The organism is Azospirillum tabaci, from assembly GCF_014596085.1.
Taxonomy (GTDB): domain Bacteria; phylum Pseudomonadota; class Alphaproteobacteria; order Azospirillales; family Azospirillaceae; genus Azospirillum; species Azospirillum tabaci.
In genome coordinates this window covers 134,866-160,310 of the sequence record NZ_JACCJY010000005.1, presented here as the reverse complement: position 1 = coordinate 160,310, position 25,445 = coordinate 134,866, and the positions used below count along the sequence as shown (strand labels likewise).

Annotated in this window: 23 protein-coding genes and 2 tRNA genes; 11 read left to right on the top strand and 14 right to left on the bottom strand. The window is 68.4% G+C overall.

The features are described 5' to 3' along the window. Window positions 1-92: 92 nt before the first annotated feature. Together H0B54_RS08920 and H0B54_RS08915 are read right to left on the bottom strand one after the other, a co-directional pair. Window positions 93-746 carry a phosphatase PAP2 family protein gene (locus H0B54_RS08920; protein ID WP_137138938.1) on the bottom strand — a complete coding sequence of 218 codons (654 nt, stop codon included), beginning with the start codon at window positions 744-746 and terminating at the stop codon, window positions 93-95. A 23-nt stretch (window positions 747-769) separates the two neighbouring features. Next, window positions 770-1,261: a hypothetical protein gene (locus H0B54_RS08915; RefSeq protein ID WP_188259999.1), complete on the bottom strand. Its 492-nt coding sequence runs from the start codon at window positions 1,259-1,261 to the stop codon at window positions 770-772. A 212-nt stretch (window positions 1,262-1,473) separates the two neighbouring features. Between H0B54_RS08915 and H0B54_RS08910 the strand changes: the two genes are divergently transcribed. Together H0B54_RS08910 and arsN2 are read left to right on the top strand one after the other, a co-directional pair. Then, window positions 1,474-1,550: transfer RNA gene (locus H0B54_RS08910), tRNA-Arg, on the top strand. 133 nt (window positions 1,551-1,683) lie between these two features. Then, window positions 1,684-2,190: an arsenic resistance N-acetyltransferase ArsN2 gene (arsN2, locus tag H0B54_RS08905; RefSeq protein ID WP_188259998.1), complete on the top strand. Its 507-nt coding sequence runs from the start codon at window positions 1,684-1,686 to the stop codon at window positions 2,188-2,190. On the opposite strand, the gene H0B54_RS08900 is transcribed toward arsN2, so the two are convergent. The 5 genes from H0B54_RS08900 to H0B54_RS08880 all read right to left on the bottom strand — a co-directional run bounded on the left by H0B54_RS08900 (window position 2,159) and on the right by H0B54_RS08880 (window position 9,513). Continuing rightward, complete coding sequence (locus tag H0B54_RS08900; protein ID WP_188259997.1) at window positions 2,159-4,534, bottom strand: O-linked N-acetylglucosamine transferase, SPINDLY family protein; 2,376 nt, start codon at window positions 4,532-4,534, stop codon at window positions 2,159-2,161. The genes arsN2 and H0B54_RS08900 overlap by 32 nt on opposite strands. A 159-nt stretch (window positions 4,535-4,693) precedes the next feature. Next, a tRNA-Ile gene (locus H0B54_RS08895) sits at window positions 4,694-4,769 on the bottom strand. A 162-nt stretch (window positions 4,770-4,931) separates the two neighbouring features. After that, window positions 4,932-6,893: an RNA polymerase sigma factor RpoD gene (gene rpoD, locus H0B54_RS08890; RefSeq protein WP_188259996.1), complete on the bottom strand. Its 1,962-nt coding sequence runs from the start codon at window positions 6,891-6,893 to the stop codon at window positions 4,932-4,934. Between the two features lie 185 nt (window positions 6,894-7,078). After that, complete coding sequence (gene dnaG / locus H0B54_RS08885; RefSeq protein ID WP_188259995.1) at window positions 7,079-9,013, bottom strand: DNA primase; 1,935 nt, start codon at window positions 9,011-9,013, stop codon at window positions 7,079-7,081. Between the two features lie 38 nt (window positions 9,014-9,051). After that, complete coding sequence (locus tag H0B54_RS08880) at window positions 9,052-9,513, bottom strand: GatB/YqeY domain-containing protein (RefSeq protein ID WP_094302953.1); 462 nt, start codon at window positions 9,511-9,513, stop codon at window positions 9,052-9,054. A gap of 463 nt (window positions 9,514-9,976) precedes the next feature. Between H0B54_RS08880 and carA the strand changes: the two genes are divergently transcribed. The 3 genes from carA (at window position 9,977) to H0B54_RS08865 (ending at window position 14,821) form a co-directional block, all read left to right on the top strand. Beyond that, window positions 9,977-11,152 (top strand): glutamine-hydrolyzing carbamoyl-phosphate synthase small subunit, encoded by a 1,176-nt coding sequence (carA, locus tag H0B54_RS08875; RefSeq protein ID WP_094302954.1) that lies wholly within the window; start codon window positions 9,977-9,979, stop codon window positions 11,150-11,152. A gap of 284 nt (window positions 11,153-11,436) precedes the next feature. Then, window positions 11,437-14,475, top strand: coding sequence for a response regulator (locus H0B54_RS08870; protein WP_188259994.1), 3,039 nt, complete (start codon window positions 11,437-11,439; stop codon window positions 14,473-14,475). Window positions 14,476-14,500: 25 nt separating this feature from the next. Beyond that, on the top strand, window positions 14,501-14,821 hold the full coding sequence (locus H0B54_RS08865; RefSeq protein WP_246472413.1) for an HNH endonuclease: 321 nt from the start codon (window positions 14,501-14,503) through the stop codon (window positions 14,819-14,821). Window positions 14,822-14,849: 28 nt separating this feature from the next. Here H0B54_RS08865 and H0B54_RS08860 read toward each other — a convergent pair whose 3' ends face one another. Together H0B54_RS08860 and serA are read right to left on the bottom strand one after the other, a co-directional pair. Further along, window positions 14,850-15,578, bottom strand: coding sequence for a hypothetical protein (locus H0B54_RS08860; RefSeq protein WP_188259993.1), 729 nt, complete (start codon window positions 15,576-15,578; stop codon window positions 14,850-14,852). Between the two features lie 80 nt (window positions 15,579-15,658). After that, the gene (serA, locus tag H0B54_RS08855; RefSeq protein WP_094302958.1) at window positions 15,659-16,906 is read right to left on the bottom strand and encodes a phosphoglycerate dehydrogenase; all 1,248 of its coding nucleotides are present in this window, start codon (window positions 16,904-16,906) and stop codon (window positions 15,659-15,661) included. A 208-nt stretch (window positions 16,907-17,114) separates the two neighbouring features. On the opposite strand from serA, the gene arsC reads away from it, so the two are divergent. Both arsC and prmB read left to right on the top strand, forming a co-directional pair. Next, on the top strand, window positions 17,115-17,456 hold the full coding sequence (gene arsC / locus H0B54_RS08850; protein WP_094302959.1) for an arsenate reductase (glutaredoxin): 342 nt from the start codon (window positions 17,115-17,117) through the stop codon (window positions 17,454-17,456). After that, on the top strand, window positions 17,457-18,398 hold the full coding sequence (gene prmB, locus H0B54_RS08845) for a 50S ribosomal protein L3 N(5)-glutamine methyltransferase (protein WP_188259992.1): 942 nt from the start codon (window positions 17,457-17,459) through the stop codon (window positions 18,396-18,398). On the opposite strand, the gene H0B54_RS08840 is transcribed toward prmB, so the two are convergent. After that, window positions 18,399-18,989, bottom strand: coding sequence for a GNAT family N-acetyltransferase (locus tag H0B54_RS08840; RefSeq protein WP_188259991.1), 591 nt, complete (start codon window positions 18,987-18,989; stop codon window positions 18,399-18,401). A gap of 234 nt (window positions 18,990-19,223) precedes the next feature. Between H0B54_RS08840 and H0B54_RS08835 the strand changes: the two genes are divergently transcribed. Then, complete coding sequence (locus tag H0B54_RS08835; protein ID WP_145626416.1) at window positions 19,224-19,547, top strand: hypothetical protein; 324 nt, start codon at window positions 19,224-19,226, stop codon at window positions 19,545-19,547. A 22-nt stretch (window positions 19,548-19,569) separates the two neighbouring features. Here the strand turns inward: H0B54_RS08835 and pssA are convergent, their stop codons facing one another. After that, window positions 19,570-20,478, bottom strand: coding sequence for a CDP-diacylglycerol--serine O-phosphatidyltransferase (gene pssA / locus H0B54_RS08830; protein WP_188259990.1), 909 nt, complete (start codon window positions 20,476-20,478; stop codon window positions 19,570-19,572). After that, complete coding sequence (locus tag H0B54_RS08825; protein ID WP_014240934.1) at window positions 20,475-21,173, bottom strand: phosphatidylserine decarboxylase; 699 nt, start codon at window positions 21,171-21,173, stop codon at window positions 20,475-20,477. The genes pssA and H0B54_RS08825 overlap by 4 nt, the downstream gene beginning before the upstream one ends. Window positions 21,174-21,300: 127 nt before the next feature. On the opposite strand from H0B54_RS08825, the gene H0B54_RS08820 reads away from it, so the two are divergent. Continuing rightward, window positions 21,301-21,765 (top strand): hypothetical protein, encoded by a 465-nt coding sequence (locus H0B54_RS08820; RefSeq protein WP_014240935.1) that lies wholly within the window; start codon window positions 21,301-21,303, stop codon window positions 21,763-21,765. 3 nt (window positions 21,766-21,768) lie between these two features. On the opposite strand, the gene H0B54_RS08815 is transcribed toward H0B54_RS08820, so the two are convergent. Next, window positions 21,769-22,845, bottom strand: a complete 1,077-nt coding sequence (locus H0B54_RS08815; RefSeq protein ID WP_188259989.1) for a LysM peptidoglycan-binding domain-containing protein — start codon at window positions 22,843-22,845, stop codon at window positions 21,769-21,771. A 169-nt stretch (window positions 22,846-23,014) separates the two neighbouring features. Then, window positions 23,015-23,224, bottom strand: a complete 210-nt coding sequence (locus tag H0B54_RS08810; RefSeq protein WP_094302965.1) for a hypothetical protein — start codon at window positions 23,222-23,224, stop codon at window positions 23,015-23,017. A 142-nt stretch (window positions 23,225-23,366) separates the two neighbouring features. Between H0B54_RS08810 and H0B54_RS08805 the strand changes: the two genes are divergently transcribed. Then, the gene (locus H0B54_RS08805) at window positions 23,367-23,951 is read left to right on the top strand and encodes an LOG family protein (protein WP_094302966.1); all 585 of its coding nucleotides are present in this window, start codon (window positions 23,367-23,369) and stop codon (window positions 23,949-23,951) included. Between the two features lie 240 nt (window positions 23,952-24,191). After that, the gene (locus H0B54_RS08800) at window positions 24,192-25,415 is read left to right on the top strand and encodes an NADP-dependent isocitrate dehydrogenase (protein WP_094302967.1); all 1,224 of its coding nucleotides are present in this window, start codon (window positions 24,192-24,194) and stop codon (window positions 25,413-25,415) included. Window positions 25,416-25,445: the final 30 nt, after the last annotated feature.

Genomic DNA, 25,445 nt, shown 5'->3' with positions numbered 1-25,445 from the left:
CTCAACCGACTCCCCAAGGCAAACATTCCGATTGCCAAGTCCCGGGAAGTCCAGCCATGGATCACGGCCGCATCCAACAAGGAAAACACCCGCTACAGCCGTTCCAGGAAACTGTTCAGCGGCGGCATCGGGCCGCAGACCGGGGATTCCTCACGCAGCAGATAGGCGAAATGCTTCAGCATCGGCTCCGCGTTGGTGCGATCGCCGAGCGCGTAGGTGGCGACGCCGAACAGCACGACCAGGGCCAGGACCAGCGGGCTGAGGTTCAGGCGGGACGGGGTCAGCCGGTTGAAGCTCTGCGCGAAGGCCGCCACCGCCAGCCCGCCGAGGACGAGGCCGACCACCACCTCCGTCACCGAATGGTAACGCAGCAGGATGCGCGAGGCCGCCACGCCCACCACCAGGCCAAGCGCGCCGAGGACCACCACGCCGCGCCGCCAGCCGTCCAGCGAGCGCGCCGCCATCACCCCGACCGCCCCATAGACGGCGGCGGCGAGGGCAGCGTGGCCGCTGGGGCTGGTCAGCCGGTCGTCGAACAGGCGGATGCCGCAGGCGTGCCCCAGGATCTTCAGAAGCGCCACCGAGCCCATCAGCATGGCCAGCACGGCCAGCCACCGTGCCGCCGAGACCGCCGAATGGCGGCGCCACAGCATCACGATCAGGATGCCCGCCACCGGCAGCACGAAGGACGTGCTGCCGAGAAGCGAGATCGCCTTGTTGACGTGCCAGAGGTTCAGATGTCCCACGGTCCTCGCGGCTCCCTTTCCGTTCAGCGCATGCGAACGAGCATCCCGTCCCGGTAGTTCCAGGCCGCCGTGCTCTTTCCATCGGACGCCGGCAGCGAAACGGTCAGCGTCCGGTCGGCCTGCTCCACCTTCGGCGCGTCGCTGCAGGTCCCGAAGGGCAGCGAGACGGAGGGCTTGGCCCCGCCGAGGTCGAGGACGCGGAAGCGCGCGGCGCATTTGCCGTCCACGCTCTCCTGAAGCAGCACCAGCCAGCGCCCTTCCATGTTGTAGGCATTCACGAAGGACAGGGTGCGCCCCTCGCGGTCCTCATAGACGACCCGGTCGTTGACGGTCACCTGGATGACCTTCGGGCCGAGTTCGACCATCTGGACGACCTCGTTGCCGATGGCCGCGGACACCAGGACCGCGGCGCCGGACCGGTCGTCCGCCGCCTGCGCCGCCCCGGTCGCCGCCGTCAAGGAAAGCGCCATCAGCAACCCCACCGGCCCCATGACGGCGCGGCTCAGAAACGTCATGCCCATAGCTGTTCTCAAATGCCCTTCTGGCTGGTCGCTCTCCACGCCAAGGTAAGCCCAACCGCCGCCATTCTGTAGTCCGTCAAAGGGCTGACATCCCCTTGCCGGAAAAATTTCACGAGCCGGACGATTTTGGTTGCCTTCCGGCCACGCCACGATTAAAAACCGCGCCACCGCAGACGACGGCCTCGCCGACGCCGCGGCAGAGAGAAGCGCCCGTAGCTCAGCTGGATAGAGCACCAGACTACGAATCTGGGGGTCAGGAGTTCGAATCTCTTCGGGCGCGCCACTCTCCTCTTCCCTTAGAAATCTCCCATGATGCTGTGCTGAACGCGGTTGGATCAGGCGATCCGACGGCGTTATTCTTGTTTTCGGGAAGTGTTCGCACCCGCCGCGAACGGACCGAAGGGGAGGAAGCCGTCATGACGGGACCACGGACGGCCACGCCGCTGACGAAGCGGGAGTTGCCGGCTCTCGCGGCTCTTCTCGCCATGGAGGGCTTGCCGAACCAGGACATCGCCGACGCAGGGCGGCGCTTCTGGCGCGTCGACGACCCCGATGGGCTCCTGGGTTACGGCGGCTTGGAGGTCTATGGGCGCGACGGCCTCCTCCGCTCGGTCGTCGTGCCGCCGGACCGCCGCGGCAAGGGCGATGGCCATGCGGTCGTGGACGCGCTCTCCCGCGAAGCCCTGGCGCTCGGCCTGGAGCGGCTGTGGCTGCTGACCATCGGCGCCGCCGACTTCTTCGAACGCATCGGCTTCACGCGTGCGGAACGGAGCGAGGCACCGCCGGACATCCGCGCCAGCGCGCAGTTCGCCGGCCTCTGCCCCGGCAGCGCCGTCTGCCTGCGCCGCGACCTTGGGCCGCCCGCGGAGGGAACGGCCTCCGCCGTCACGGCTATCCCGCCAGAAACCGCTCCAGTCCGGTGATGGTCGCCCGATCACGATAGACGACGGGAAGAGCGGCGGTCTGGCGGGATCTGCGGATGGCCCGCGCCGCGGGGTCGAGCCCCAGGCGAACGGCATCCGCAACGAAGTCGTCCGGACCTTGGGCGACCACATCGGCCATGCCGAGGCGGTCCAACAGGGCGGCGGCAAGCCGTCCGCGCATGAAGCCCCCCCGCAGGGTAACCACCGGAAGCCCCGCCTCCACCGCCTGCAAGGCCGTGTTGAATCCGGAAAAGCCGATGCTGTCGAGATAGACGTCCATCACCCGCAGGGTCGCAAGATACGCGTCATGGTCGAGCGGATCGGCGAAGACACAGCGCTCCCGGCTGTCGATTCCCTGGAGAGCGAAGGCCCGTTCCAGCCGATCTTCAAAGACGCGGGTGACGGTGGATTGGCTGTGCCGGAAAAAGAGGAACCGGCTTCCCGGCACGGCGGCGGCGATGGCGGGAAACACATGATCGTGCTGCGGCAGGTACTTGAACAGGCTTTGGCTGCACAGAAAAGCCGGTGCCCCGTCGGACAGGCCGAACCGCCCGCGCGTGACCGACGCGACGGGCCGCCGCGTGGGCTCGACGTAGCAACCGAGGTTGGGAAGCCGGTGCAGGCGCTCGCTGTAGAAGCCGTCTCCATCCGGCGGCTCCAGCAGGTCACCCGACAGATAATGGTCGAGCGTGGGAAGCCCCGTCGTGTCGGGGTGCCCCCAGGCCACAGCCTGCACCGGCGCGAGGCGGAGCGCCGCGAGCCGATAGGTCATCGGCTCCATGCCGACCTCGGGGAACAGCAGCGCGTCGGGCCTGTCGGCGACGACGGTCTCCGCCCAGCGTTCGACGGTGCCGAGGCCGCGCCGGAACACCGCGCAACGCGACGCGGCCAGAGCGGTGCAGGCGTCCTCCTCGCCGGTGACATGGTATCCCAGAAGGGTGAAGCGCTCCGGATCGAGCTGGGTGAGCCAGCCGGCCAGGATCGCCCGCCATACCGAATGGTCGTGGAAGTAGGACGAGACGATCCCGACCCGCAACCGCGTCCGGGCCGCCCGGGGTCGGGCCGATGCGCCAGGCGTTTCCAGGCGGGTCTTTTCCGGGATGGCCGTCTCCAGGATGGCCGTCTCCGGGATGGACGGGATAAGGCTCCCCAGACGCGTTTCCATCAGCCCGGCCATGATGCCGCCGTAGGTTTCCTGCAAAGCCCGGTTGTCCAAGCCCTGATAGGCCAGCAGGAAGGGCAGATGCGAGCCCGCGAGGTCCGCGGCGCTCCGCCGCGCCTCGGCCGGAGCACCGGGGCCGATCAGCCCGTCGAGCGCGGCAAGATGGTGCGCGTAGGCCGTCCGTCTGGATGCCAGTTCCGCGTCGTCGGCGTAGACGTGGCGAAGTTGCGCGACGCACAAGGCCATCCGGCACGCGGCGTCCCACGGTGCGGCCTCCACCCCCCGGGTCAGAAGGCCGGCGGCGACAGCGTCGTCGCCGCGGCCGGCGTGGAGCACACCCAAGGCGTACAGCAGGCCTGGATGGTGCGGGGCGGCGCGCAGCCCCTGGTTCAACACCCGCAGACGGTCGGGTGTGCAAGGCCCGGATGACGCGCTGCCCAGCCCGAAATAGGCGTCGCCGTTGTCGGGCTGGCAGGCGACCGCCCGACGGAACGCCACCACCGCCGCCTCGGTGCGCCCGAGATCGGCGAGCGCCGCGCCGAGATTGACCAGCACCATCGCCGAGCCGGGCGAGAGCCGCGCGGCGCAGCGGAAGGAAACCGCCGCCTGCGCCACGGCACCGCCGGCGCGCAGGAGGTTGCCAAGATTGTTGCAGGCCGCGCCATGACCCGGGTCGAGCGTGATGAGACGGCGATAGGCCTCCGCCGCTTCCCGCTCCTCCCCCCGCGCCCGCAGCATCCGCGCGAGGGAGAAGCACAGGCCGCCGTCCTCGGGCCTCAAGTGCAGCACTTGCCGGAACACCGACACGGCCTCGTCGGTCGGAGGCCCTTCGGCCAGCAGCGGCGCCAGAGCGGCCAGCGCGTCCGGGTGGCCGGGGCGCAGCGTCAGCGCGCGGCGGTGGAGCGCCGCCGCCTCGTCCGTCCGGCCCATCCCCAGGACCAGCTTGCCGAAGTTGACGTGGAAGTCGGCGATGTCCGGGGCACTGGCGATGGCGCGACGAATCCGCGCCACCGCCTCCACCGGGCGGCCCTGCTGCCCGTCGAGCACGCCCAACAGATGCAGCGCGTGGGGCTGGTCCGGCTCGACGGCGAGGATTCGTCCGTAAAGTTCCCTGGCCTCCGTCAGTGCACCCTGGAGATGATACTCGACCGCAAGCCCCAGCGCTTCCTGCACCGTCGCCATGGAGAAGCCCCCGCGCGCATCGTGATCGATCAGAGCAACCTAGGGTGATTCCCGCTTTCCGGACAGCTTCTCGGCGTTGCCAACGCTCGGTTGGGATCCGCGTGAGGCCGCCAACCGGCCGCTTTCCCATTCACAGCGGCGGCAACGCGTTGGAAAGCTTGGTGGGCCCGGCCGGATTCGAACCGACGACAACACCGTTATGAGCGGCGCGTTCTAACCGCTGAACTACAGGCCCCCACCAAGGGATGCCGAATGTGCCCAGAACCGGGGGCTTATGCAACCCCGTTCGATAAAGGCCGCAGCCAAAATGAAGGCGCCCAAAATGAAAAGGGGGACCCGAAGGCCCCCCGCTTTCCATCGACCGCATTCCGTGCGGCGCATTCGCCGCACGGAACCCTCAGGTGTCCAGGAAGCTGCGCAGCTTGCGCGACCGCGACGGGTGCTTCAGCTTGCGCAGGGCCTTCGCCTCGATCTGACGGATGCGCTCGCGCGTCACGTTGAACTGCTGCCCGACTTCTTCCAGCGTGTGGTCGGTGTTCATGCCGATGCCGAAGCGCATGCGCAGAACACGTTCCTCACGCGGAGTCAGCGAGGCCAGGACGCGGGTCGTCGTCTCGCGCAGGTTCGCCTGGATGGCGGCGTCCAGCGGCAGGACCGCGTTCTTGTCCTCGATGAAGTCGCCGAGATGCGAATCCTCCTCGTCGCCGATCGGCGTTTCGAGGGAGATCGGCTCCTTGGCGATCTTCAGGACCTTGCGGACCTTCTCCAGCGGCATCATCAGGCGTTCCGCCAGCTCCTCCGGGGTCGGCTCGCGGCCGATCTCGTGCAGCATCTGGCGGCTGGTGCGGACCAGCTTGTTGATCGTCTCGATCATGTGGACCGGGATGCGGATGGTCCGCGCCTGGTCGGCGATCGAGCGGGTGATCGCCTGACGGATCCACCACGTCGCGTAGGTCGAGAACTTGTAGCCGCGCCGGTACTCGAACTTGTCCACCGCCTTCATCAGGCCGATGTTGCCCTCCTGGATCAGGTCCAGGAACTGGAGGCCGCGGTTCGTGTACTTCTTCGCGATGGAGATCACGAGGCGCAGGTTGGCCTCGACCATCTCCTTCTTCGCGCGGCTCGCCTCCTTCTCGCCCTTCTGGACGGTGGAGACGATGCGGCGGAACTCGCTGATCGGCAGCTTGGCCTCATCCGAGATGCTCGACACGCCGTCGCGCGTCTTGCGGATGTCGGCCTCGTACTTGTCGTAGAACTTGCCCCAGGTCTTGGGGTTCAGGCCGCGGATGCGCTCCAGCCAGTTCGGGTCGAGTTCGTGCCCGAAATAGTGGTTGAGGAAGTCCTCGCGCTTCACGCGGCAGTCGGTCGCCATGCGCAGCAGCTTGCCTTCGAAACCGGTCAGCTTGCGGTTCAGGGCGTAGAGCTGCTCGACCAGCTGTTCGATGCGCTGGTTGTTCAGGCGCACCGTGTTCATCAGCTCGACCATCTCGGTCTTGAGCTTGTCGTACTTCTTGTCCGACTGCTTGGCCACGTCCTCGCCGCGCTGGATGGCCGCGATGCGGCCCTCGTGCAGCTTGTGCAGCTTGTCGTAGGTGGCCTTGATCTTCTCGAAGGTCTCGATGACCTGCGGCTTCAGCGCGGCTTCCATGGCCGACAGGGACAGGCTGTTGTCGCCGTCCTCGTCGCCCTCCTCCTCGCTCTCACCCTCGGGGCGCGGCGGGCGCTCCTCCTCGGTCTCCTCCGGAGCGGCTTCCACCGTTTCGGCCAGACCCTCGGGCATCTCCTCACCGTCCGGGCCGCCGCCGTAGGTGGCGTCCAGGTCGATGATGTCGCGCAGCAGCATCTTCCCTTCCATGAGGGCGTCGTGCCACTCGAGGATGGCGCGGATGGTCAGCGGCGATTCGCAGATCGCCCCGATCATCATCTCGCGCCCGGCCTCGATGCGCTTGGCGATGGCGATTTCGCCCTCGCGGGACAGCAGCTCGACCGAGCCCATCTCGCGCAGATACATGCGCACGGGGTCGTCGGTGCGGCCGATGTCGTCATCGTCCAGATTGCCGGCGGACCGGCCTTCGCCCTCGCCGTCGGCGTTGGCGTTGCCTTCCGAGTCCTGCTCTTCCGATTCGACGATGTTGATGCCCATCTCGGAGAGCATCGCCATCGTGTCTTCGATCTGCTCGGAAGACGACGTATCCTGCGGCAGGGCAGCGTTCAGCTCGTCATAGGTGACGTAGCCACGCTCCTTGCCGCGGGCGATCATCTTCTTGACGGCAAGACCCATGCCGTCCATGAGCGGGCCGTCGCCGGCCTCGTCCCGGGCTTCGGAAACTTCAACGCTGTTCGCAGCTTTCGTGGCCATGCGATCGATGCCCCCGCATTACCCCATTATAAAAACCCATAGCGCGCATCGCAGCGGCCCCCCGCTGTCGATCCGCACCTGCTTAAACCGGTTGTGAACCGTTCCGGACCTTGTCCGGCCAGACCCTTCCAGGTCTCATTCCCTCCGGCCCTTCCCTTCCGCACCACGCCCGGCGGCGCCGGCCGCTAGGCATCGTCGAGATCCTCGTCATCCGTCATACCCATTCCGGACCTGATGACCTCCTGTTGAAGGGCCACGACCCGCGCGAAGTTCGCCTCGCTGTTGTCACGGGCCAAAGCCGCCTCCGCTTCTCTCAAATCGGCCATCACCTGCCTGTGATGCAGGTGATGCCATGTCGGCCACCACCCCCGCTTCGCATCCAAGGAGGACGCGTCCGGGCGTGCAAAGCCGGCATGGACATAGGTCGACTCGCTGAGCAGAGAGCGGACAATGGTATCATAGCCGGCGGAAGACAAGTGGCGACAAAGCGATGCGGCGTCAAGTCCCGAGTCGTTTTCACGCCGCTCGGCAAGCAATCCAATGACCGCTTGGCGCAATTCCTCCAATTCCCGGTCGGGAAACGGCAGCATGCCCAGCGATTCACCCAACTCGTCAAACAGTTCGGGGTGATTGATGATCACCGCCAGCAGAACGCGCTCCCGCGCGGCGGCGAGATTGCCGGGGTTGCGCCGGCGATGGCCCGGCGGCGGCGCGGTGCGCAGGCCCGGCAGGCCCGGCGTGTGCCGGCGCGTTTGCTGGCCGAAGCGCCCGCCCCCCTGCCCCCCGCCTTGCCAGGAGCCGCCCGGAACCCAGGGGCCGCGGTCGTTGCGCTGGCGCGGCGGCGGGGCGAAGGCCTCGTCGACGCGGCGGCGCATCTCCGTGCGGTAGAAGACCTGCACGTCACGGTCGGCGATCTGCCCGACCCGCGAGTCCAGCGCGGCCTTCACCGCCGCCTTCGATTCGGGGGTGTCGGTGGGCTTGCCCTCGGTCTCCATGCGCCAGACCGCCTCGGACAGCGGAATGGCCTCGGCGAGCACCTCCTGCATGGCGCGGGGACCGTGCAGGCGGATCAGGCTGTCGGGGTCCTCCCCCTCCGGCAGGAAGGCGACGCGGGCGGAATGGCCGGGGGCGAGGTGCGGCAGGATGCGCTCCACCGCGCGCCACGCCGCGCGACGCCCGGCGTTGTCGCCGTCGAAGCAGAGGAAGGGCACCTTCTCCGCGTCGGGGATCAGCTTCCACAATTCCTGGACCTGCGTCTCGGTCAGGGCGGTGCCGAGCGGCGCCACCGCGCCCTCGAAGCCGGCGCGGACCAGCGCGATGACGTCCATGTAGCCTTCGGCGACGATCACCGGCTTGCCGTCCGCCGCCGCCTGCCGCGCCCGCGACAGGCCGTACAACAGCGTGCCCTTGTGGAACAGCGGCGTGTCGGCGGTGTTGACGTATTTCGGGCCGTCGCCTTCCAGGATGCGCCCGCCGAAGGCGACCACCCGGCCGCGCCGGTCGGTCACCGGGAAGATCACCCGGTTGCGGAAGAAGCTGTAGGGCGTGCGCCCATCCTCCGGCCGCTTCAGCAGGCCGGCCGTCACCATGTCCTCTTCCGAGAAGCCCTGCTTCAGCAGCTGGCTGCGCAACGCGCCGGAATCGCCGGGGGCGAAGCCCAGGCGGAAGCGCGCCATGCCGTCGGTGTCCAGCCCGCGGCGCTGGAAATACTCCAGCCCGGCGCGGCCCGCCGGGGCGTAGAGCTGCTGCTCGAACCAGCGGGCGGCCTGCTCCACCAGATCGTGCAGCGTCTTGCGCCGCTCGTAGCGCTGCTTGTCCTCCTCGGTGGCGCGGGGGACCGGCAATCCCGCCTCGCCGGCCAGCGCCTCCACCGCCTCCGGGAAGGCGAGGTTGTCGTGGCGCATGACGAAGCCGATGATGTCGCCGTGCGCCCCGCAGCCGAAGCAATGGAAGAAGCCCTTCTGGTCGTTGACGTAGAAGGAGGGCGACTTCTCGTTGTGGAAGGGGCACGGCGCCTTGTACTCGCGGCCGGCGCGGATCAGGCGCAGGCGCTTGCCCACCACGTCCGACAGGGCGAGACGGGTGCGGAGTTCTTCCAGGAATTGGGGCGGGAAGGCCATGGGCGGATGGCACCCGTGCTAGATCGGAAACCGCACGTTCAGCAGGCCGACAACTGCTGCTTCACGGTGCCGCTGACCTTGGCGAAGTCCATCTGCCCGGCGTAGCGGGCCTTCAGCTCCGCCATCACCTTGCCCATGTCCTTGATGCAGGTGGCGCCGATCTCGTCCACCACCGTCTTGACGGCGGCGGCCACCTCCTCCTCCGACATCTGCTTGGGCAGGAAGCCCTCGATGACGGTGATCTCCTCGCGCTCCTGCTCGGCCAGTTCCAGGCGGCCGCCCTGCTCGTACAGCTTGATCGACTCGCCGCGCTGCTTGATCATCGTCTGCAGCATGGAGAGGATCTCGGCCTCGTCGATGCCGTCGGTGACGCCGCGCGAGCGCGCCGCGATGTCCCGGTCCTTCAGCGCGGCCAGGATCAGGCGCACGGTCGAGACGGCGCGCTGGTTCTTGGCGAGCATCGCCTGCTTCAAAGCCTCGTTCAGGCGCGTGCGCAGCATTGCGTGTGTCCTTCGTGTTCGTCAGGTGTGTTCGTCACGTCGAAACGATAACGGCCGCTCGGCAGCATCCGCACCGTCCCCATCCGTGGGATGGCGCGGGAGACGCGGCGCGAACCGGCAATATTCCTAAATTTGCGCCGGATTGCCACGTCAATTCCGAAGGGCCGCCTCCCACCCCCCGCCAGCGCATTCCACCGCCCCTCCAACGGCCAAGCCCCACCGGTGAAGCACGGCGAATATGCAAACGCGCCGCTGGAAATCGGGGTACCAATCGTCATATACGGTTGACCGGCTCACCCGTCCCGACTAATCGATCCAGGCTCAGACACCCGAACCGCAAGGAACCGGGATGGCGGGGCGCGGACCGACGACGACGCGTGCGCCCAGCGGGGCGGGACGCGGCGCCGACGCTCCGCAAAGCAGGAATATGTGGCCCGCGGCGGCTCTTGATAAGGTCTGAAGGATGGCTCAATCGACTCTCCCGGCGGGCGATGCCGGCGCTTACACCGGTGTCCTGGTTCTGGCCGATGGCACCGTCTTCAAGGGCCGAGGCATCGGTGCGGTGGGGGATTCGGTGGGCGAGGTGTGCTTCAACACCTCGATGACCGGCTATCAGGAAATCCTGACCGACCCCAGCTACGCCGGGCAGATCATCACCTTCACCTTCCCCCACATCGGCAACACCGGCGCCAATCCGGAAGACATCGAGACGGTGACCCCCGCCGCGCGCGGCCTGATCCTGCGCGCCGACGTCACCGACCCGTCGAACTGGCGCGCCACCCGCCACCTCGACGACTGGCTGAAGAGCTACGGGCTGGTCGGTCTGGCCGGGGTGGACACCCGCCGCCTGACCCGCCGCATCCGCGACCTGGGCGCCCCGAACGGCGTCGTCGCCCACGCGCCGGACGGCAAGTTCGACCTCGACGCGCTGGTCGCCAAGGCCAAGGGCTGGCCGGGGCTGGAGGGCATGGACCTCGCCAAGGACGTCTCCTGCCGCCAGACCTACGGCTGGGATGAGGGCGCCTGGACGCTCGGCGCCGGTTACGCCACGCAGGAGAGCCCGCGCTTCCACGTCGTGGCGATCGATTTCGGCGCCAAGCGCAACATCCTGCGCTGCCTCGCGGCGGCCGGCTGCAAGGTGACCGTGGTTCCGGGCACCGCCACGGTGGAAGAGGTGATGCGCCACAAGCCGGACGGCGTCTTCCTGTCGAACGGCCCCGGCGACCCCGCGGCCACCGGCGAATACGCCGTGCCGACGATCAAGGGCCTTCTGGACACCGGCCTGCCGATGTTCGGCATCTGCCTGGGCCACCAGATGCTGTCGCTGGCGCTCGGCGCCAAGACGAAGAAGATGCCGCTGGGCCACCGCGGCGCCAACCATCCCGTGAAGGACCTGGCCTCCGGCCGGGTGGAGATCACCAGCCAGAACCACGGCTTCGTGGTGATGGAGGAGACCCTGCCCGCCGACGCCGAGGTGACCCACGTCAGCCTGTTTGACGGCACCAACGAAGGCATCCGGCTGAAGAACAAGCCGGTCTTCTCGGTGCAGTACCACCCGGAAGCCTCTCCCGGCCCGCAGGACAGCCACTATCTGTTCGACCGCTTCGTGGCGCTGATGGACGGCAAGCAGCCGGCCTGACGCCCGGCGGACGCACCCGCCGACGACGAGAAGGGAGCCGCTTGCGGCTCCTTTTTCATTTCACAGATGCGGGAGCTTCGCGCCCTTCGCCTTTCCCCCTCCGCCGGCCCCATTCGATCGAATGAGTCGGGCGCTTTTCCACCCCCTTCGATAAAAAACCTGCTCCGTCAAAGGTGTGTCCTTTGCTGCCGGACTCTGCGATGGTTACGGACACGTCCCTCGCCATGCATACCGGAGCATGACATCCCTTGCCTCTGCACGCTCAGGATGACAACGCACCTGCCGTGAACGATGGCGTGGCGGGCGACGACCAGCCCCAGGCCGGCGGGCTGTCGCTCCGCACCGGACTGGTGCTGCTGGTCATGGCGGCGCTGCTGCCGATGCTGGGATTCGCCGGCTGGACGGTCTTCCGCATGGCCGAGACGCAGAGCGCCGCGATCGAGCGGTCGGGCCAGGATCTGGCGCGGACGCTGGCCGTCGCCATCGACCGCGAACTCATGGCGATGGAGACGGCGCTCCAGGTTCTCACCACCTCCCCTTACTTGGCGAAGGGCGATCTCGCCGCCTTCCACCGGCAGGCGACCGAGGTGCTTCAGCACAAGGGCTCCCGGCGCGCGGGCGTCCACATCGTGCTGAGCAACGCCCAGGGCCAGCAGCTGATCAACACGCGCCGCCCGTTCGGGGAGCCGCTTCCCCGAACCGCGGTGACCGGGCTCGTCCGGCGGACAGCGGACAGCGGTCAGACCCAGATTTCCGAAATCTTCACGGGCGTCGTCGCCCAACGCCCCCTGGTCGCCGTCGCGTTGCCGATCACGCGGAATGGACCCTCGGAACATGTGCTTGCCATGAGCATCCCGACCGAGATGTTCATTGAGGTGCTGCGCCAGCAGAGCCTTCCGGAAGGATGGGTCGCCGCCCTGTGGGACCGGCAGGGCGTCGTCATCACCCGCACCGCCTCGCACGACACCTTCACCGGCACACCGATCCCCGCGGAGGTGTTCCGCCGGACCGCCTCGGCCGGTTCCGGGACTTTCGCCGTCGTGGGACGCGACGGTACGCCGCTGTTCAACGCCTTCGCCCGGTCCGAGCTGTCGGGCTGGACCGTCGCCGTCAGCGTCCCGCAGGCGCGGATCGCCGAGCCCATGCGCCGCTCGGTGACGCTGGTGTTGTGCGGTGGCGGCATCCTGCTGCTGGTCAGTCTGGCGATGGCGTTGGCGGTCGGGCGGCGCATCGCCGATCCGGTCGCCGCGTTGGCCGTCTCCGCCCTGGCGCTTGGGCGCGACGGCCCGCACGCCGCGCTGGTGATGACCGCCCCCGCACCGATCCGCGAGGTCAACGCGGTGGCCGGCGCGCTGAACCGGGCGGCCCGCCGCCTGCGCGACAGCGAGGCGCAGCAGCGGCTGGTCATGGAGGTTGTCGGGCTGGGCGTCTGGCGCTTCGACACGCGCAGCCGCCGCTTCCATGGGTCGGACCACACCGCCGCCCTCCTGGGCGTTCCGGTGCTCGACGGCGCCTCGGTCGAATCCTGGATTCGCAACGTCGCGGCGGACCACCGCAACGTCATCCGCGCCGCCCTCTTCCGCGACGATCCGTCGAAGGGCGAGTTGGAGGCGGAATTTCCCGTCGGCTCGCCCGATGGGCAGGTGCGCTGGCTGGCCATGCGCGGCTCCTGCCTGACCGACCCGGACGGCACCACCCGCGCCGTCGGCATCCTGGAGGACGTGACGGAGCGGCGGCGTGCCCATGAAATGCGGTTGGGCGAGCTGGTGGACCGCCACGCCTCCGACCGCCGCCTGTTCGCCGCGATCATCGAAAGCTCCACCGATCTGATCGTCGCGGTGGATCAGGAGTGCCGCTACATCCTCTTCAACGGTGCCTACCAGCGGGAGGTCGAAGCGCTGTACGGCCACCGCCCGGCCATCGGCCAGCGCCTGCTGGAGATGATGGAGCATCTGCCCACCGCTCAGGTCACCACGGAGTCCCTGTGGAACCGCGCCCTCGGCGGGGAGCGCTTCACCATCGTGGAGGAGCTGGGCGACCCCACCCTGCAGCGCAAGCGCTACGAACTGGCCTTCGGCACCATCCTGGACTCCAGCGGGCGGCGCATCGGCGCCTATCACGTCGCCCGCGACGTCGAGGAGCGGGAGCGCACCGGCCAAGCCCTGCGCGAGATCGAGGAGACGCTGCACCAGGCCCGCAAGATGGAGGCGATCGGCCAGCTCACCGGCGGCATCGCCCACGACTTCAACAACCTGCTCCAGGCCATCGGGACTTCGCTCTACCTTCTGCGCGCCACCGGCGAAGGCGGTGGGGCCACTCATCCTCAGGCCCTGGACATGGCGGAGAAGGCGGTGGAGCGCGGCGCCACCCTGACCCAGCATCTCCTGGCCTTCTCCCGCCGGCAGCGGCTGGAGCCGAAGACGGTCGACGTCGGCGCCCTCGTCACCGGCATGGGCGGGCTGCTGGAACGCACGCTGGGCGGCACCACGCGCATCGTGACGGAGACGGCCCCCAACCTGTGGCCGGCGCGGGTGGACCCGAACCAGCTCGAAATGGCCGTCCTCAACCTCGCCATCAACGCGCGGGACGCCATGGCGGCGGGCGGCACCCTGACCATCCGGACCCACAACTGCCCGGACGACGCGGAGGGACGCCCCCTCGATCTCGCCGCCGGGGACTGCGTGTGCATCGCCGTCACCGACACCGGCAGCGGGATGAGCGAGGAGACGGCGGCGCGCGCCTTCGAGCCCTTCTTCACGACGAAGGGCGTCGGGCACGGCACCGGCCTGGGCCTGTCGATGGTGCACGGTCTGGCCGCGCAATCCGGCGGGACGGTGGTCCTGACGACCCGGCTGGGCACCGGCACGACGGTGACGCTCTATCTGCCGCGGGCCGACACCGAAGAGCACGCGAACCAAAGTGCCGAACCGCCGCCCGCCGTCCAATCCCCGCCCCGCCCCGCCACCATCCTGCTGGTGGAGGATGAGGCGCTGGTCCGCATGGCGACCGCGACGGTTCTGGAGCAGTCCGGTTTCCGCATCATGGAGGCGTCCAGCGGTCCCGAAGCGCTGGATGCCTTCGCCCGCGAACCGGAGGTGGACCTCGTGCTGACCGATTACGCGATGCCCGGCATGACGGGGTTGGAGCTGGTGCAGGAGTTGCGCGCCCGGCGCCCCGGCCTGCCGGTCCTGATGGTCACCGGCTACGCCGAGATTCAGCGGGCCTCGGCGCTCGACGGGCTTCCCATCCTGCAGAAGCCCTATCAGGCCGACGAGCTGGTCACCCGCATCCGGGCCGCCCTGCCCGCGGCGCCTCCCGGCTGACGCCCGCCGCCCGCCCGGACGCTCCATGCCGCCGCCCGACCCGTCCCATCCGCCCTTGTTCCATCCGCCTTGCCCGCTCTGCGGCCGCCCGATGGTGCCCGGCCCCAGCCTGAACGAGCACCACCTGATCCCGCGCACCTACGGCGGACGGGACACGGTGACCATGCACCGCATCTGCCACGCCAAGATTCACGCGGTGTTGAGCGAGGCGGAACTGCGCGACCACTACCACACCATCGCCAGCCTGCGTGCCCACCCGGACATCGCCGCCTTCCTGCGCTGGGTGTCCCGCAAGCCGCCGGAATTCATCGACCGCCACGCCTCCGGACGCGGGCGCCGGCGGTGACGCGGCATTCAATGGATCAGGCTTGGGATCACACGCGCCCGAGGTAGCGGTTGATCTCGCCGTTGCAGGACTGGCTGATGCGCTCGTATTCGGCGGGGGTGTCGATGCGGGCCTGACGCGCGTTCCGTTCGCGCCCGAACTCCTCCATCAACTGGCGCATCGCCGCCTTGATCGGCTGCTCGATCGCCGCCATCACCTGCCGTTCGGAGCGCCCCTGAGCGGGGCGGGCGCGGCCGACCACATCCTCCAGCCGGCGCTTCAGGACCGGCACATACTCGCGCAGGAGCTGCTCGTCCACCGTGACGTGGCGCATCTCGTGGGCCAGCACCTCGCCATGGATGCAACTGCCCTGCGGCAGCTCGCGGGCCACATAGACGGTCCGCTCGTCATAGCCGAAGGTGACGGTCAGGGTCTGCGCCGCGCCGCAATAGCGGCCCTGCCCCAGCGACGCCGTCATGACGCCGGCCTGCCATTGTTGATTGTATTGGATGGCCGCCAGCCCCAGCGTGTGGGAATTGGCAATCCGCCCCGCGACGGGCCGCCGCCCCGGCTTCTGGGCCAGCTGCCGGATCGATTGGCTGTAATCGGTGCGCAGCGGGGCGATCTGCAGGTCCAGGACCACGCGGGCCGGCGCGAAGTCCGGACAGGCGGCGACCCCGCCCTGGGCCGTCGCGGTTTGCGCGGCCGCGGGCGCGGGCGCGGAAAAGCCGAGCCCTCCCCCACCCAGGCACAGGAGGGTCAGGAGGCCGGCGCGCACACGCGGTCGAAACGGGCGGAGCATCATTCCGCCTATGTCGGTGCGGCCCCCGCCAACGGCAAGGGCCGCAACGCCAGACCTCAGCGCTTGCCCGGATAGAGGAAGCGGGCCTTCAGCGTGCCCTCGATGGCGCGCAGGTCGCTCGCCACCTCGTTCTCGTCCACGTCGCCGTCGACGTCCACCACGACGTAGCCCAGCTCCGGGTCGGTCTGGAGATACTGCGCGGCGATGTTCAGGTTGCGGCCCGAGAAGACCTCGTTGATCTTGCGCAGCACGCCCGGACGGTTCTCGTGAACGTGCAGGAAGCGGGTGCTGCCGGCGTGGACCACCGGCAGGCCGACCTGCGGGAAGTTCACGGCCCCCATGGTCGATCCGTTGTCCGAATACTCGATCAGCTTCTGCGACACCTCGGTGCCGATGTTGGCCTGCGCCTCCATCGTCGAGCCGCCGATGTGCGGGGTCAGGATGACGTTGTCGAGCCCGCGCAGCGCGCTCTCGAACACCTCCTTGTCGCCGCCCGGCTCCTTCGGGAACACGTCGATGGCGGCACCCAGCAGATGCTTGTCTCTCAGGGCGGCGGCCAGCGCCTCGATCACCACGACCTTGCCGCGGGCGGCGTTGATCAGGTGGGCGCCCTTCTTCATGGCGCGGATCTGCGCCTCGCCGATCATGTCGCGGGTCTGCGGCGTGTCGGGGACGTGCAGCGTCACCACGTCGGACACCGCCAGCAACTCCTCCAGCGAGTGGCAGGGCTGCGCGTTGCCGAGCGCCAGCTTGTTCACGACGTCGTAGTAGCGGACCTTCATGCCCATCGATTCGGCCATGATCGACACCTGCGTGCCGATGTGGCCGTAGCCGACGATGCCCAGCGTCTTGCCGCGGATCTCGTAGCTGTCCTTGGCCGACTTCATCCAGCCGCCGCCATGCACGAGGTTCGACTTCGAGAAGATGCCGCGCATCAGCATGATGATCTCGCCGATCACCAGCTCCGCCACCGACCGGGTGTTCGAATAGGGCGCGTTGAAGACCGGGATGCCGAGTCGGCGGGCGGCCTTCAGATCGACCTGATTCGTGCCGATGCAGAAGCAGCCGACGCTGAACAGGCGGGTCGCGGCCTCCAGCACCTTGGCGGTCAGATGGGTGCGCGAGCGGATGCCCAGCATGTGGACGGACCCGATGCGCTCCAGCAGCTCCGATTCGTCCAGCGCGTGCGGCAGACGCTCCACGGTGGCGTAACCACCATGCGCCAGCTCGTTGATGGCGTTGTCGTGAACGCCTTCAAGCAGCAGGATGTTGATCTTGTCTTTGGAGAGCGAGAGCTTCGTCACGGCTGGCATCCGTTCAAATGATTGGCCCCGCACGCGGTGGGCCGCCAATAATGCGAGCGCGCAAGGTAATGCCAAGCGCCGGCCTTGTCACGCGAGGGATGTTGCGCTGCCGCCGCCATTCCGCATGGCGGGTTGGCGCGGCGCGCGGGGCGGGTGTATTCCTGCCACCGACAAAGCCATGGCTGGGAAGAGCGAGGGAAACACCGCGATGAGCGACGTCACCATCTACCACAACCCGCGCTGCACCAAGTCGCGCCAGACGCTGGAGCTTCTGAGGTCCAGGGGAGTCGAGCCCACCGTCGTGGAGTATTTGAAGACCCCGCCCGGCCCGGCGGAGCTGAAGGCCATTCTGGGCAAGCTGGGCAAGGGTCCGCGCGAGATCCTGCGCGCCAAGGAGGCGGCGGAGGCCGGGATCGCCAAGGATCTCGACGGCGACGCCCTGATCGACGCATTGTCCGCCAACCCCGCCGCCATCGAGCGGCCCATCGTCGTCACGGGCGACAAGGCCCGCGTGGGCCGTCCGCCGGAAAGCGTTCTGGAGATCCTGTAAGTGACCAAGCCCTCCCTGGACCTCACCCCCGCCGACGCGGCGACCGAGCTGCGCACCGTCCGCGACCTGATCCGCTACGGCGTCAGCCGCTTCAACGAGGCCGATCTGGACTACGGCCACGGCACCACCAACGCCCATGACGAGGCGGTGTTCATGGTGCTGGAAGGGCTGAGCCTGCCCATCGACCAGCTCGACCCCTATGTGGACGCCCGGCTGACCCTGGCGGAGCGCCGCAAGGTCGCCGACCTGCTGCACGCCCGCGTGGAGACGCGCAAGCCAGCCTCCTACCTGCTGAACAAGGCCTACATCCAGGGCATTCCCTTCTATGTGGACGAGCGGGTGATCGTCCCGCGCTCCTACATCGGGGAGATCCTGTTCTCCGACCTGATCGGCGGCGACGACTTCACGCTGGTGGAGGACCCGACGGAGGTCGAGCGGGTTCTCGACCTCTGCACCGGCTCCGGCTGCCTCGCCATCCTGGCCGCGCAGATCTTCCCGGAGGCCCAGGTGGACGCGGTGGATCTGTCCGCCGACGCGCTGGAGGTGGCCAAGCGCAACGTGACGGACAGCGGGTTCGAGGACCGCATCGCCCTGCACCACGGCGACCTGTTCGCGCCGCTGAAGAACCGCAAGTACGACGTCATCATCACCAACCCGCCCTATGTGGACGCCGAGGCGATGGCCGCCCTGCCGCCGGAGTTCCGGCACGAGCCGGAAATGGCTCTGGCGTCGGGTGAGGACGGGCTGGACATCGTGCGCCGCATCCTGAAGGAGGCGCCCAAGCACCTGACGCCGGAAGGCGGCCTGCTCTGCGAGTTCGGCACCGGCCGCGAGATCCTGGAGGCCGAATATCCGGACCTGGACTTCTTCTGGGTGGAGACCGCCAACAGCTTCGGCGAGGTCTTCTGGCTGACCCGCGACCAGCTGAAGGCGGCGAAGTAACTAGACCGCCCGCCGGAGCAGCACGCTTCCCCCCTGGTGCGGCAGCCGCTCGTGCCAGGGGATGTCGGCGCGTCCGATCTCGGCGAAGCCCTCCCGGGCGTAGAGACGGCGCGCGTCGGCGTTGTCGGCCCAGACATGCAGCGTCACCCGGTCGAACCGGCCGCGGCGCGCCCGTTCATAGACCCAGGCAAGAAGCCGGGAGGCGATGCCGCGGCGGCGCCACGCCGGATCGACGGCCAGCGCCGACAGGAAGTAGCTGCCCCAGTCGTGCACCCGGTTGAAATCCTCCATATGGGCCAGCCGGTCGAGGGGCAGTCCACTGTAGTCCTGGGTCTTGATCCAATCCACGGGATAGGCGTGGGCGACCCCGACGATGCGCCCCGCCGCCTCCGCCACGCCCGAATGGCGGTGGGAGAAGGACCCCGACGAACCCGCCAACCCCGGCACCAGCATCTCCGCCGCCGTCTGGCCGGGCACCAGCCCGTCGAGCAGGAATTCGTAGACGCCGCCGCCGGCCATGTCGATCAGCCGCGCCAAGTCCGGCGCGTCGTCCGGCTCGGCCGGGCGGATGTGAATGCCGTTGTCGTTCATGACCCGCGTTTCCCGTTGACTCGCTTGTGTCCCTCCCCGGAGGCGAGAGAGGGAAATTCCTGACTCCATTGACCATGGCCGCCCATCGCCCTATCCTGACGCCCATGATGGACCGTCACCTTACCCTGGGTCTGCGAATTAGCAGCCCGGTTCTCGTGTGAGAGCCGGGGTTTTTCGCGCGTCTGCAGGTCTGAACCTGCACTCATCGACTCAAGACCAAGGTAAGAGCGACCCATGTCCACCGTCACGCTGGCGGCGCCCGCCGCCGAATCCCGTCCGACCGATCCGAACCGTCTTGTCCGCTTCGCCGTGCAGGCCGACGCCGATCCCGGCACCCTGCCCCGTGTGCTGGAACTGTTCGCCAAGCGCGGCCTCGTCCCCCTGTCACTGAACAGCCGCCTGCTGGGCGAGACGCTGACCGTGGAGGTCGAAATGACCGGCATGGTGGCCGCGGAGTCGAGTCATGTCGGCAATTGCCTGCGCCAGATCCCGATGGTCCTGACGGTCGCCGTGACCGAACGGACCGTGCCGCTGGACCTGCCCGCCGCCGCCGAGTGACGGCGACGGCGGGCGTCCGGCGTCAGTCGGACGACGGCGTCCTGGTCTTTTCAGACACCATCTCAGGCGACGGGGGCGGCGCGTCCGGAGCGGCGGCCACCACCTCCTCCGCCGGGACCTCGTCCGTCTCCTTCATCAGCTGGGCGGCCTGCTGCAGCTTGCGGAACTGCGCCACCGAGAAGGGCAGGCTCGCCAGATAGGCCAGCCCGAGGAAGGCCAGAGTCCACCAGGGCTGGCTGACCAGCGAGGCGGCGAGCAGGCCGACGCCGACCAGACCTGGCACCACATACTGGGTCGGCACCCGCATGCCCTTGAAGGAGAAGGTGGGCAGCGTGCTGACCATCAGCCCGCCCATCGCCAGCGTCCAGGGCACGACGACGGCCGGGTGACCGGCGATGTCCGGCCCGGTTTCGAAGCCGATGACCATGGGAAGGACGGCCAGACCGGCACCCGCCGGGGCGGGAACCCCGGTGAAATAGTTGAAGGCCCAGGGCGGCAGGTCCACGTCCAGGCGGGAGTTGAAGCGGGCCAGCCGCAACGCCGCGCAGACCGCGTAGGCCATGGCGGCGATCCAGCCCAGGCTGCCGGCGCCGTTCAGCGCCCACAGATACATCATGAAGGCAGGGGCCACGCCGAAGCTGATGACGTCGGACAGGCTGTCCAACTCCGCGCCGAACTTGCTCTGCCCGTTCAGCAAGCGGGCGATCCGCCCGTCCAGCGCGTCGAAGATCGCCGCGATGACGATGCAGACGACCGCCTGCTCCCACCGCTCGTGCATGGCGAAGCGGATGGCCGTCAGGCCGGAGCACAGCGCCAGCACCGTCAGCACGTTGGGCAGAAGATGGTTGATCGACAACCCTTTCAGCCGCGGATGCGGGCGGCGCGCCCGGCGCTTGCGGAACACTGCCGGCTTGAAGACCGGTCGCTTCATCGGCGGACATCCCCCTGCCGTTGCGGTTCGGTGGCGGTCAGGTCGGCCAGCACGGTCTCACCGCCGATCGCCGTCTGCCCGACGCAGACCAGCGGGACCACGCCGTCCGGCAGATAGACGTCGGTGCGGCTGCCGAATCGGATCAGGCCGAACCGCTCGCCCGCCTTGACCTCCTGACCGGCCTTCACCCAGTAGAGGATGCGGCGGGCGACGAGGCCGGCGATCTGCACATAGGCAATCTCACGCCCGTCGGGAAGACGGTGGCGGAAGGCGGCGCGCTCGTTCTCCTCGCTGGCCTTGTCCAGCGCGGCGTTCACGAAGGTGCCCTTGTGATACTCCGCCGCCACCACCGTGCCGTCCGCCGGCACGCGGTTGACGTGCACGTTGAAGACGTTCAGGAAGATGCTGACGCGGGTCAGCGGCTTGTCGCCCATGCCCAGCTCCGGCGGCGGAACCGCGGGAACGATCATGGTCACGCGCCCGTCGGCGGGGCTGACCAGCAGACCGGGGCGCGTCGGCGTCACGCGATCGGGATCGCGGAAGAAATACACGCACCACAGGGTGAGCACGAGCCCCAGCCAGCCCAGCGGCTTCGCCACGGCAAGCCCGAGGATCAGGGAGACCACGGCGAAGGCGGCGATGAAGGGCCAGCCGGCGCGGTGGATCGGAACGACTACGGTGTTGAGGGCGGACATCGCCGGTTACTTCAGCCTCGGATCGTTGGAGCGGCGCATTCTAGACAGCATCCCCCGCCCTTTACAGAATTTTAGCAGGGAAGGTGGAGAGTCACGCCACCGACACCACAGGAATGAGCGAGCCACAGTGTCCGTTCCCGCCGCCCGCCTCCAGGCCATGCCGTCGCTCGCGCAGGTCTCGCAGACCGCCCTGCCCTTCAGCCCCGACACCTTCGTGATGACCCCCGAAGGCGTGCTGGGCATCGCCCAGCCGCCGCGCCCGGCGCGGCTGCACTTCATGGCCGACGGGCTGCCCTTCAGCATCGCCGTCGGCTTCGACGGGGAAAAGTCGCGCTCGCAGGTGTGGGCGGAGATCGGCCACATCCCCTACACCGCCCAGTCGCCGGAGCGGCGGCGCCAGCTCCTGGCGATCCTGCGCGGCATCCAGGACCGGCGGGGAACGCGCTTCCTCGTCCAGGAAGGCCAGAAGATCCTGCTGTTCTCCGAAGCCGAGTTCGAGGGGCAGGCGACGCCGGAGGATCTGATCCACCAGACCGTGGTCGCGCTCCAGCAGGCGCGGCCCTTCCTGCGCCTGCTCGCCCCTTATCTGTAAGGTTCAGTTCGAAACCGGCAGCGCGAAGATCTGACCGGGATAGATCAGGTCCGGGTCGCGGATCTGTCCGCGGTTGGCCTCGTAGATCAGCGTGTACTGCACGCCGCGCCCATAGGTGGAGCGGGCGATCCGCCACAGGCTGTTGCCGGGCTGGACGACCATCGACCGGCCGTCCGGCAGGTTGGCCGGAACCTCCGACACCTGAACCGGCAGCTCGACGCGGGCTGTGACCTTGCCCGAGTCGGTCACCTGGTCGGCGCGCAGCGTGTAGACGCCCGGCGCCACGGCGCGTTCCGGGCGCAGCCGCCACTGGCCGTTCGGGTCGGTGTGGGCGCTCCCGACCAGGAGATTGTCGAGATAGAGCTGCACGGCGCTCCCCGGCTGCGCCCGGCCGCCCATGGCGACCTGACCCGACGCGTCGTAGTCCATGCTTTCCAGCGACACGCCCCCCGGCGGCGGCGGGGCCGCCACGCCGCGGGTCGCTGGGGCGGCGGGCCCCTTCGGCGCCTGGAGGACGGTGCTGCCCAACCCGTCGCCCAGCCCGCCGCGCGGTACGGCGACGGCCAGCGGACCGGTGGGAGTCTCGGACGACGCGCCGCCGGTGGCGGGTGGCGGGTCGGGCACCACGACCACCACGACGCGCTCCGACGGAGTTGGCTCGGCGGTGGGGGTTGTCTTCTCCGACAGGCTCAGTTCACGGGCGCCGGGGGCCAGGGGCTGGTCGGGAAGGAGGACCCATTCGCCGCGCGCGTCCGCGTTGACGGAGCCGAGCGAGCGCTCCCCGTCATGGACGGTCACCGAGGAGCCCGGCGTGGCACGGCCCGCCATCACGGTGGCGCCATCCGGCGCGACACGCACGATGTCGAAGCGCGGCCCGGCGGGCTCCTCCGCGGCCTTCGCCGGGGCAGGCGCGGTCGCCGGCGGCTTGGCCGGGGTCACGCTGCCCAGCGCGACGGTTGTTCCGGAACCGGCCGCTCCAGCGCGGGAGCCCGGCGCGGGCGTGGGGTCGAAGGCCAGATACGCGACCACGGCGGCAGCGGCGACCGTCGCCGCACCGCCGAACAGGAGAGCTTGCTTCACCGGAGCACCGCCGCATCATTGCCGGCGGACACGCCGGCCTGCGGAAGGATAGCAGATCAGGGCGGTGGAACTGAACACCGCCGATGGAGCAGACGCCTAGCCGCATCGGGACCGGCGCACCGCCTTCGCGCCGCCGGGCGGGACGGTCCCCGCACTCACTTCTCCAAACTCACTTCTCCAACTTGGCGACCGTCTCGGAATGGCGGCCGGAGGACAGGTCTGCTGAGGACAGGTTGGTTTCCGTGGCCTGAACCGTCGTGGCCCCGCCCGCGTTCGCCTTGCCCCCGTTGGACAGAAAGCCGATCCCGCCGCCGAAGCCGAGGAACAGGAACGTGGCCACCGAGATGGCGGCCAAGGCGTTGACGACGCGCGAATCCATAATGATCCCTCCCGATGGGCTGAAGTCCGATGTCCGGGTAGACGCCGCCCCGGCTTTGCTATTCCCTTGCTTTAGGTGACCCCGCCGGGCGCACCGGAACAGTCACCGGAACGTGTACCCATTCGGCGAGAAAGGGTGAGCGATGAAAGCCCCGAATTCCGTCTGCGTCTATTGCGGCTCATCCAGCCGCGTCGCCGCTGTCCACAAGGAGGCCGCCCATATGTTGGGCGATGGACTCGCCCGGCGGGGGATCCAACTCGTCTACGGCGGCGGGCGCGTCGGGCTGATGGGCATCGCCGCCGATGCCGCGCTCGCCGCCGGGGGCCAGGTCGTCGGCATCATCCCGGAGCACATCCAGTCCGCCGAGATCGAGCACACCGGCCTGACCGAACTGCACGTCGTCGACAGCATGCACACCCGCAAGCGCATGATGGTGGACCGGGCCGACGCCTTCGTCGTGCTGCCGGGCGGTCTCGGCACGCTGGACGAGGTGTTCGAGATCCTGACCTGGAAGCAGTTGGGCCTGCACGACAAGCCGGTGGTGATCGTGGATGTGGACGGCTATTGGCGGCCGCTGCTCGGCCTGATCGACCATACGGTGGCGCAGGGTTTCACCCAGCCGGCACACCGTGCGCTGTTCACCGTCGTCGATGACGTGGACGACGTGTTTGACGCACTGGCCTATGAACCGGAGCCCGCGTTGAAGATTCCCACACAAAAGCTCTGAAAAGACCAAGTGGTAGGACCAGATCGCGCAAATCGCGCCGTTTTCAGCGCGATATCGTCTGTTTTGATGCCCCGCGGTCCTTTCTTTCGGCGGTGCCCCGGTGCTATATAACCGCCATCCGTTTCCGTCCGGGGAACCGGGGCCCGTCTTCGGATGGACGTCCCGGCCCGTGCCCTCGCACAGCGCGCCCGGCGTCCAAGCATAAGACAACCCCTACCCGTTCGGGGAGAACTCGCACCCATGACGAAGATCAAGGTAGCCAACCCGGTCGTCGAACTCGACGGCGACGAGATGACGCGCATCATCTGGCAGTTCATCAAGGACAAGCTGATCCTGCCGTATCTCGACATCGATCTGAAGTACTACGATCTCGGCATCGAGAACCGCGACAAGACCGACGACCGGGTGACGGTCGAATCGGCCAACGCGATCAAGCAGTACGGCGTCGGCGTCAAGTGCGCGACCATCACCCCGGACGAGGCGCGGGTGACGGAGTTCAGCCTCAAGAAGATGTGGAAGTCGCCGAACGGCACGATCCGCAACATCCTGGGCGGCACCGTCTTCCGCGAGCCGATCGTCTGCTCCAACGTTCCGCGCTACGTTCCGGGCTGGACCAAGCCGATCATCATCGGCCGTCATGCCTTCGGCGACCAGTACAAGGCCACCGACTTCGTCGTTCCCGGCAAGGGCAAGCTGTCCATCAAGTGGGTGCCGGAAGGCGGCGGCGAGCCGATCGAGCACGAGGTGTACGATTTCCCCGCCTCCGGCGTCGCCATGGGCATGTACAACCTGGACGAATCGATCGAGGGCTTCGCCCACTCCAGCTTCATGTACGGCCTGGAGCGCGGCTACCCGGTCTATCTGTCCACCAAGAACACGATCCTCAAGGCCTATGACGGGCGCTTCAAGGACATCTTCCAGAAGGTGTTCGACGAGCATTACGCCGCCCAGTTCAAGGCCAAGGGCCTCGTCTACGAGCATCGCCTGATCGACGACATGGTGGCGTCGGCCCTGAAGTGGGAAGGCGGCTTCGTGTGGGCCTGCAAGAACTACGACGGCGACGTGCAGTCGGACATCGTGGCGCAGGGCTTCGGCTCGCTGGGCCTGATGACCTCGGTGCTGATCACGCCGGACGGCAAGACCGTCGAGGCGGAGGCCGCCCACGGCACGGTGACCCGCCATTACCGCGAGCACCAGAAGGGCAAGGAGACCTCGACCAACCCGATCGCCTCGATCTACGCCTGGACGCAGGGCCTCGCCTACCGCGGCAAGTTCGACAACACGCCGGACGTCGTGAAGTTCGCCGAAACGCTGGAGCGCGTCTGCGTCGAGACCGTCGAGTCGGGCTTCATGACCAAGGATCTGGCGATCCTCATCGGTCCGGATCAGCCCTGGCTGACCACCAAGCAGTTCCTCGACAAGCTGGACGAGAACCTGCAGAAGAAGATGGCCGCCTGGGCGTAACGCGCTTTCCGCGTCAGGTGCGACGACGCG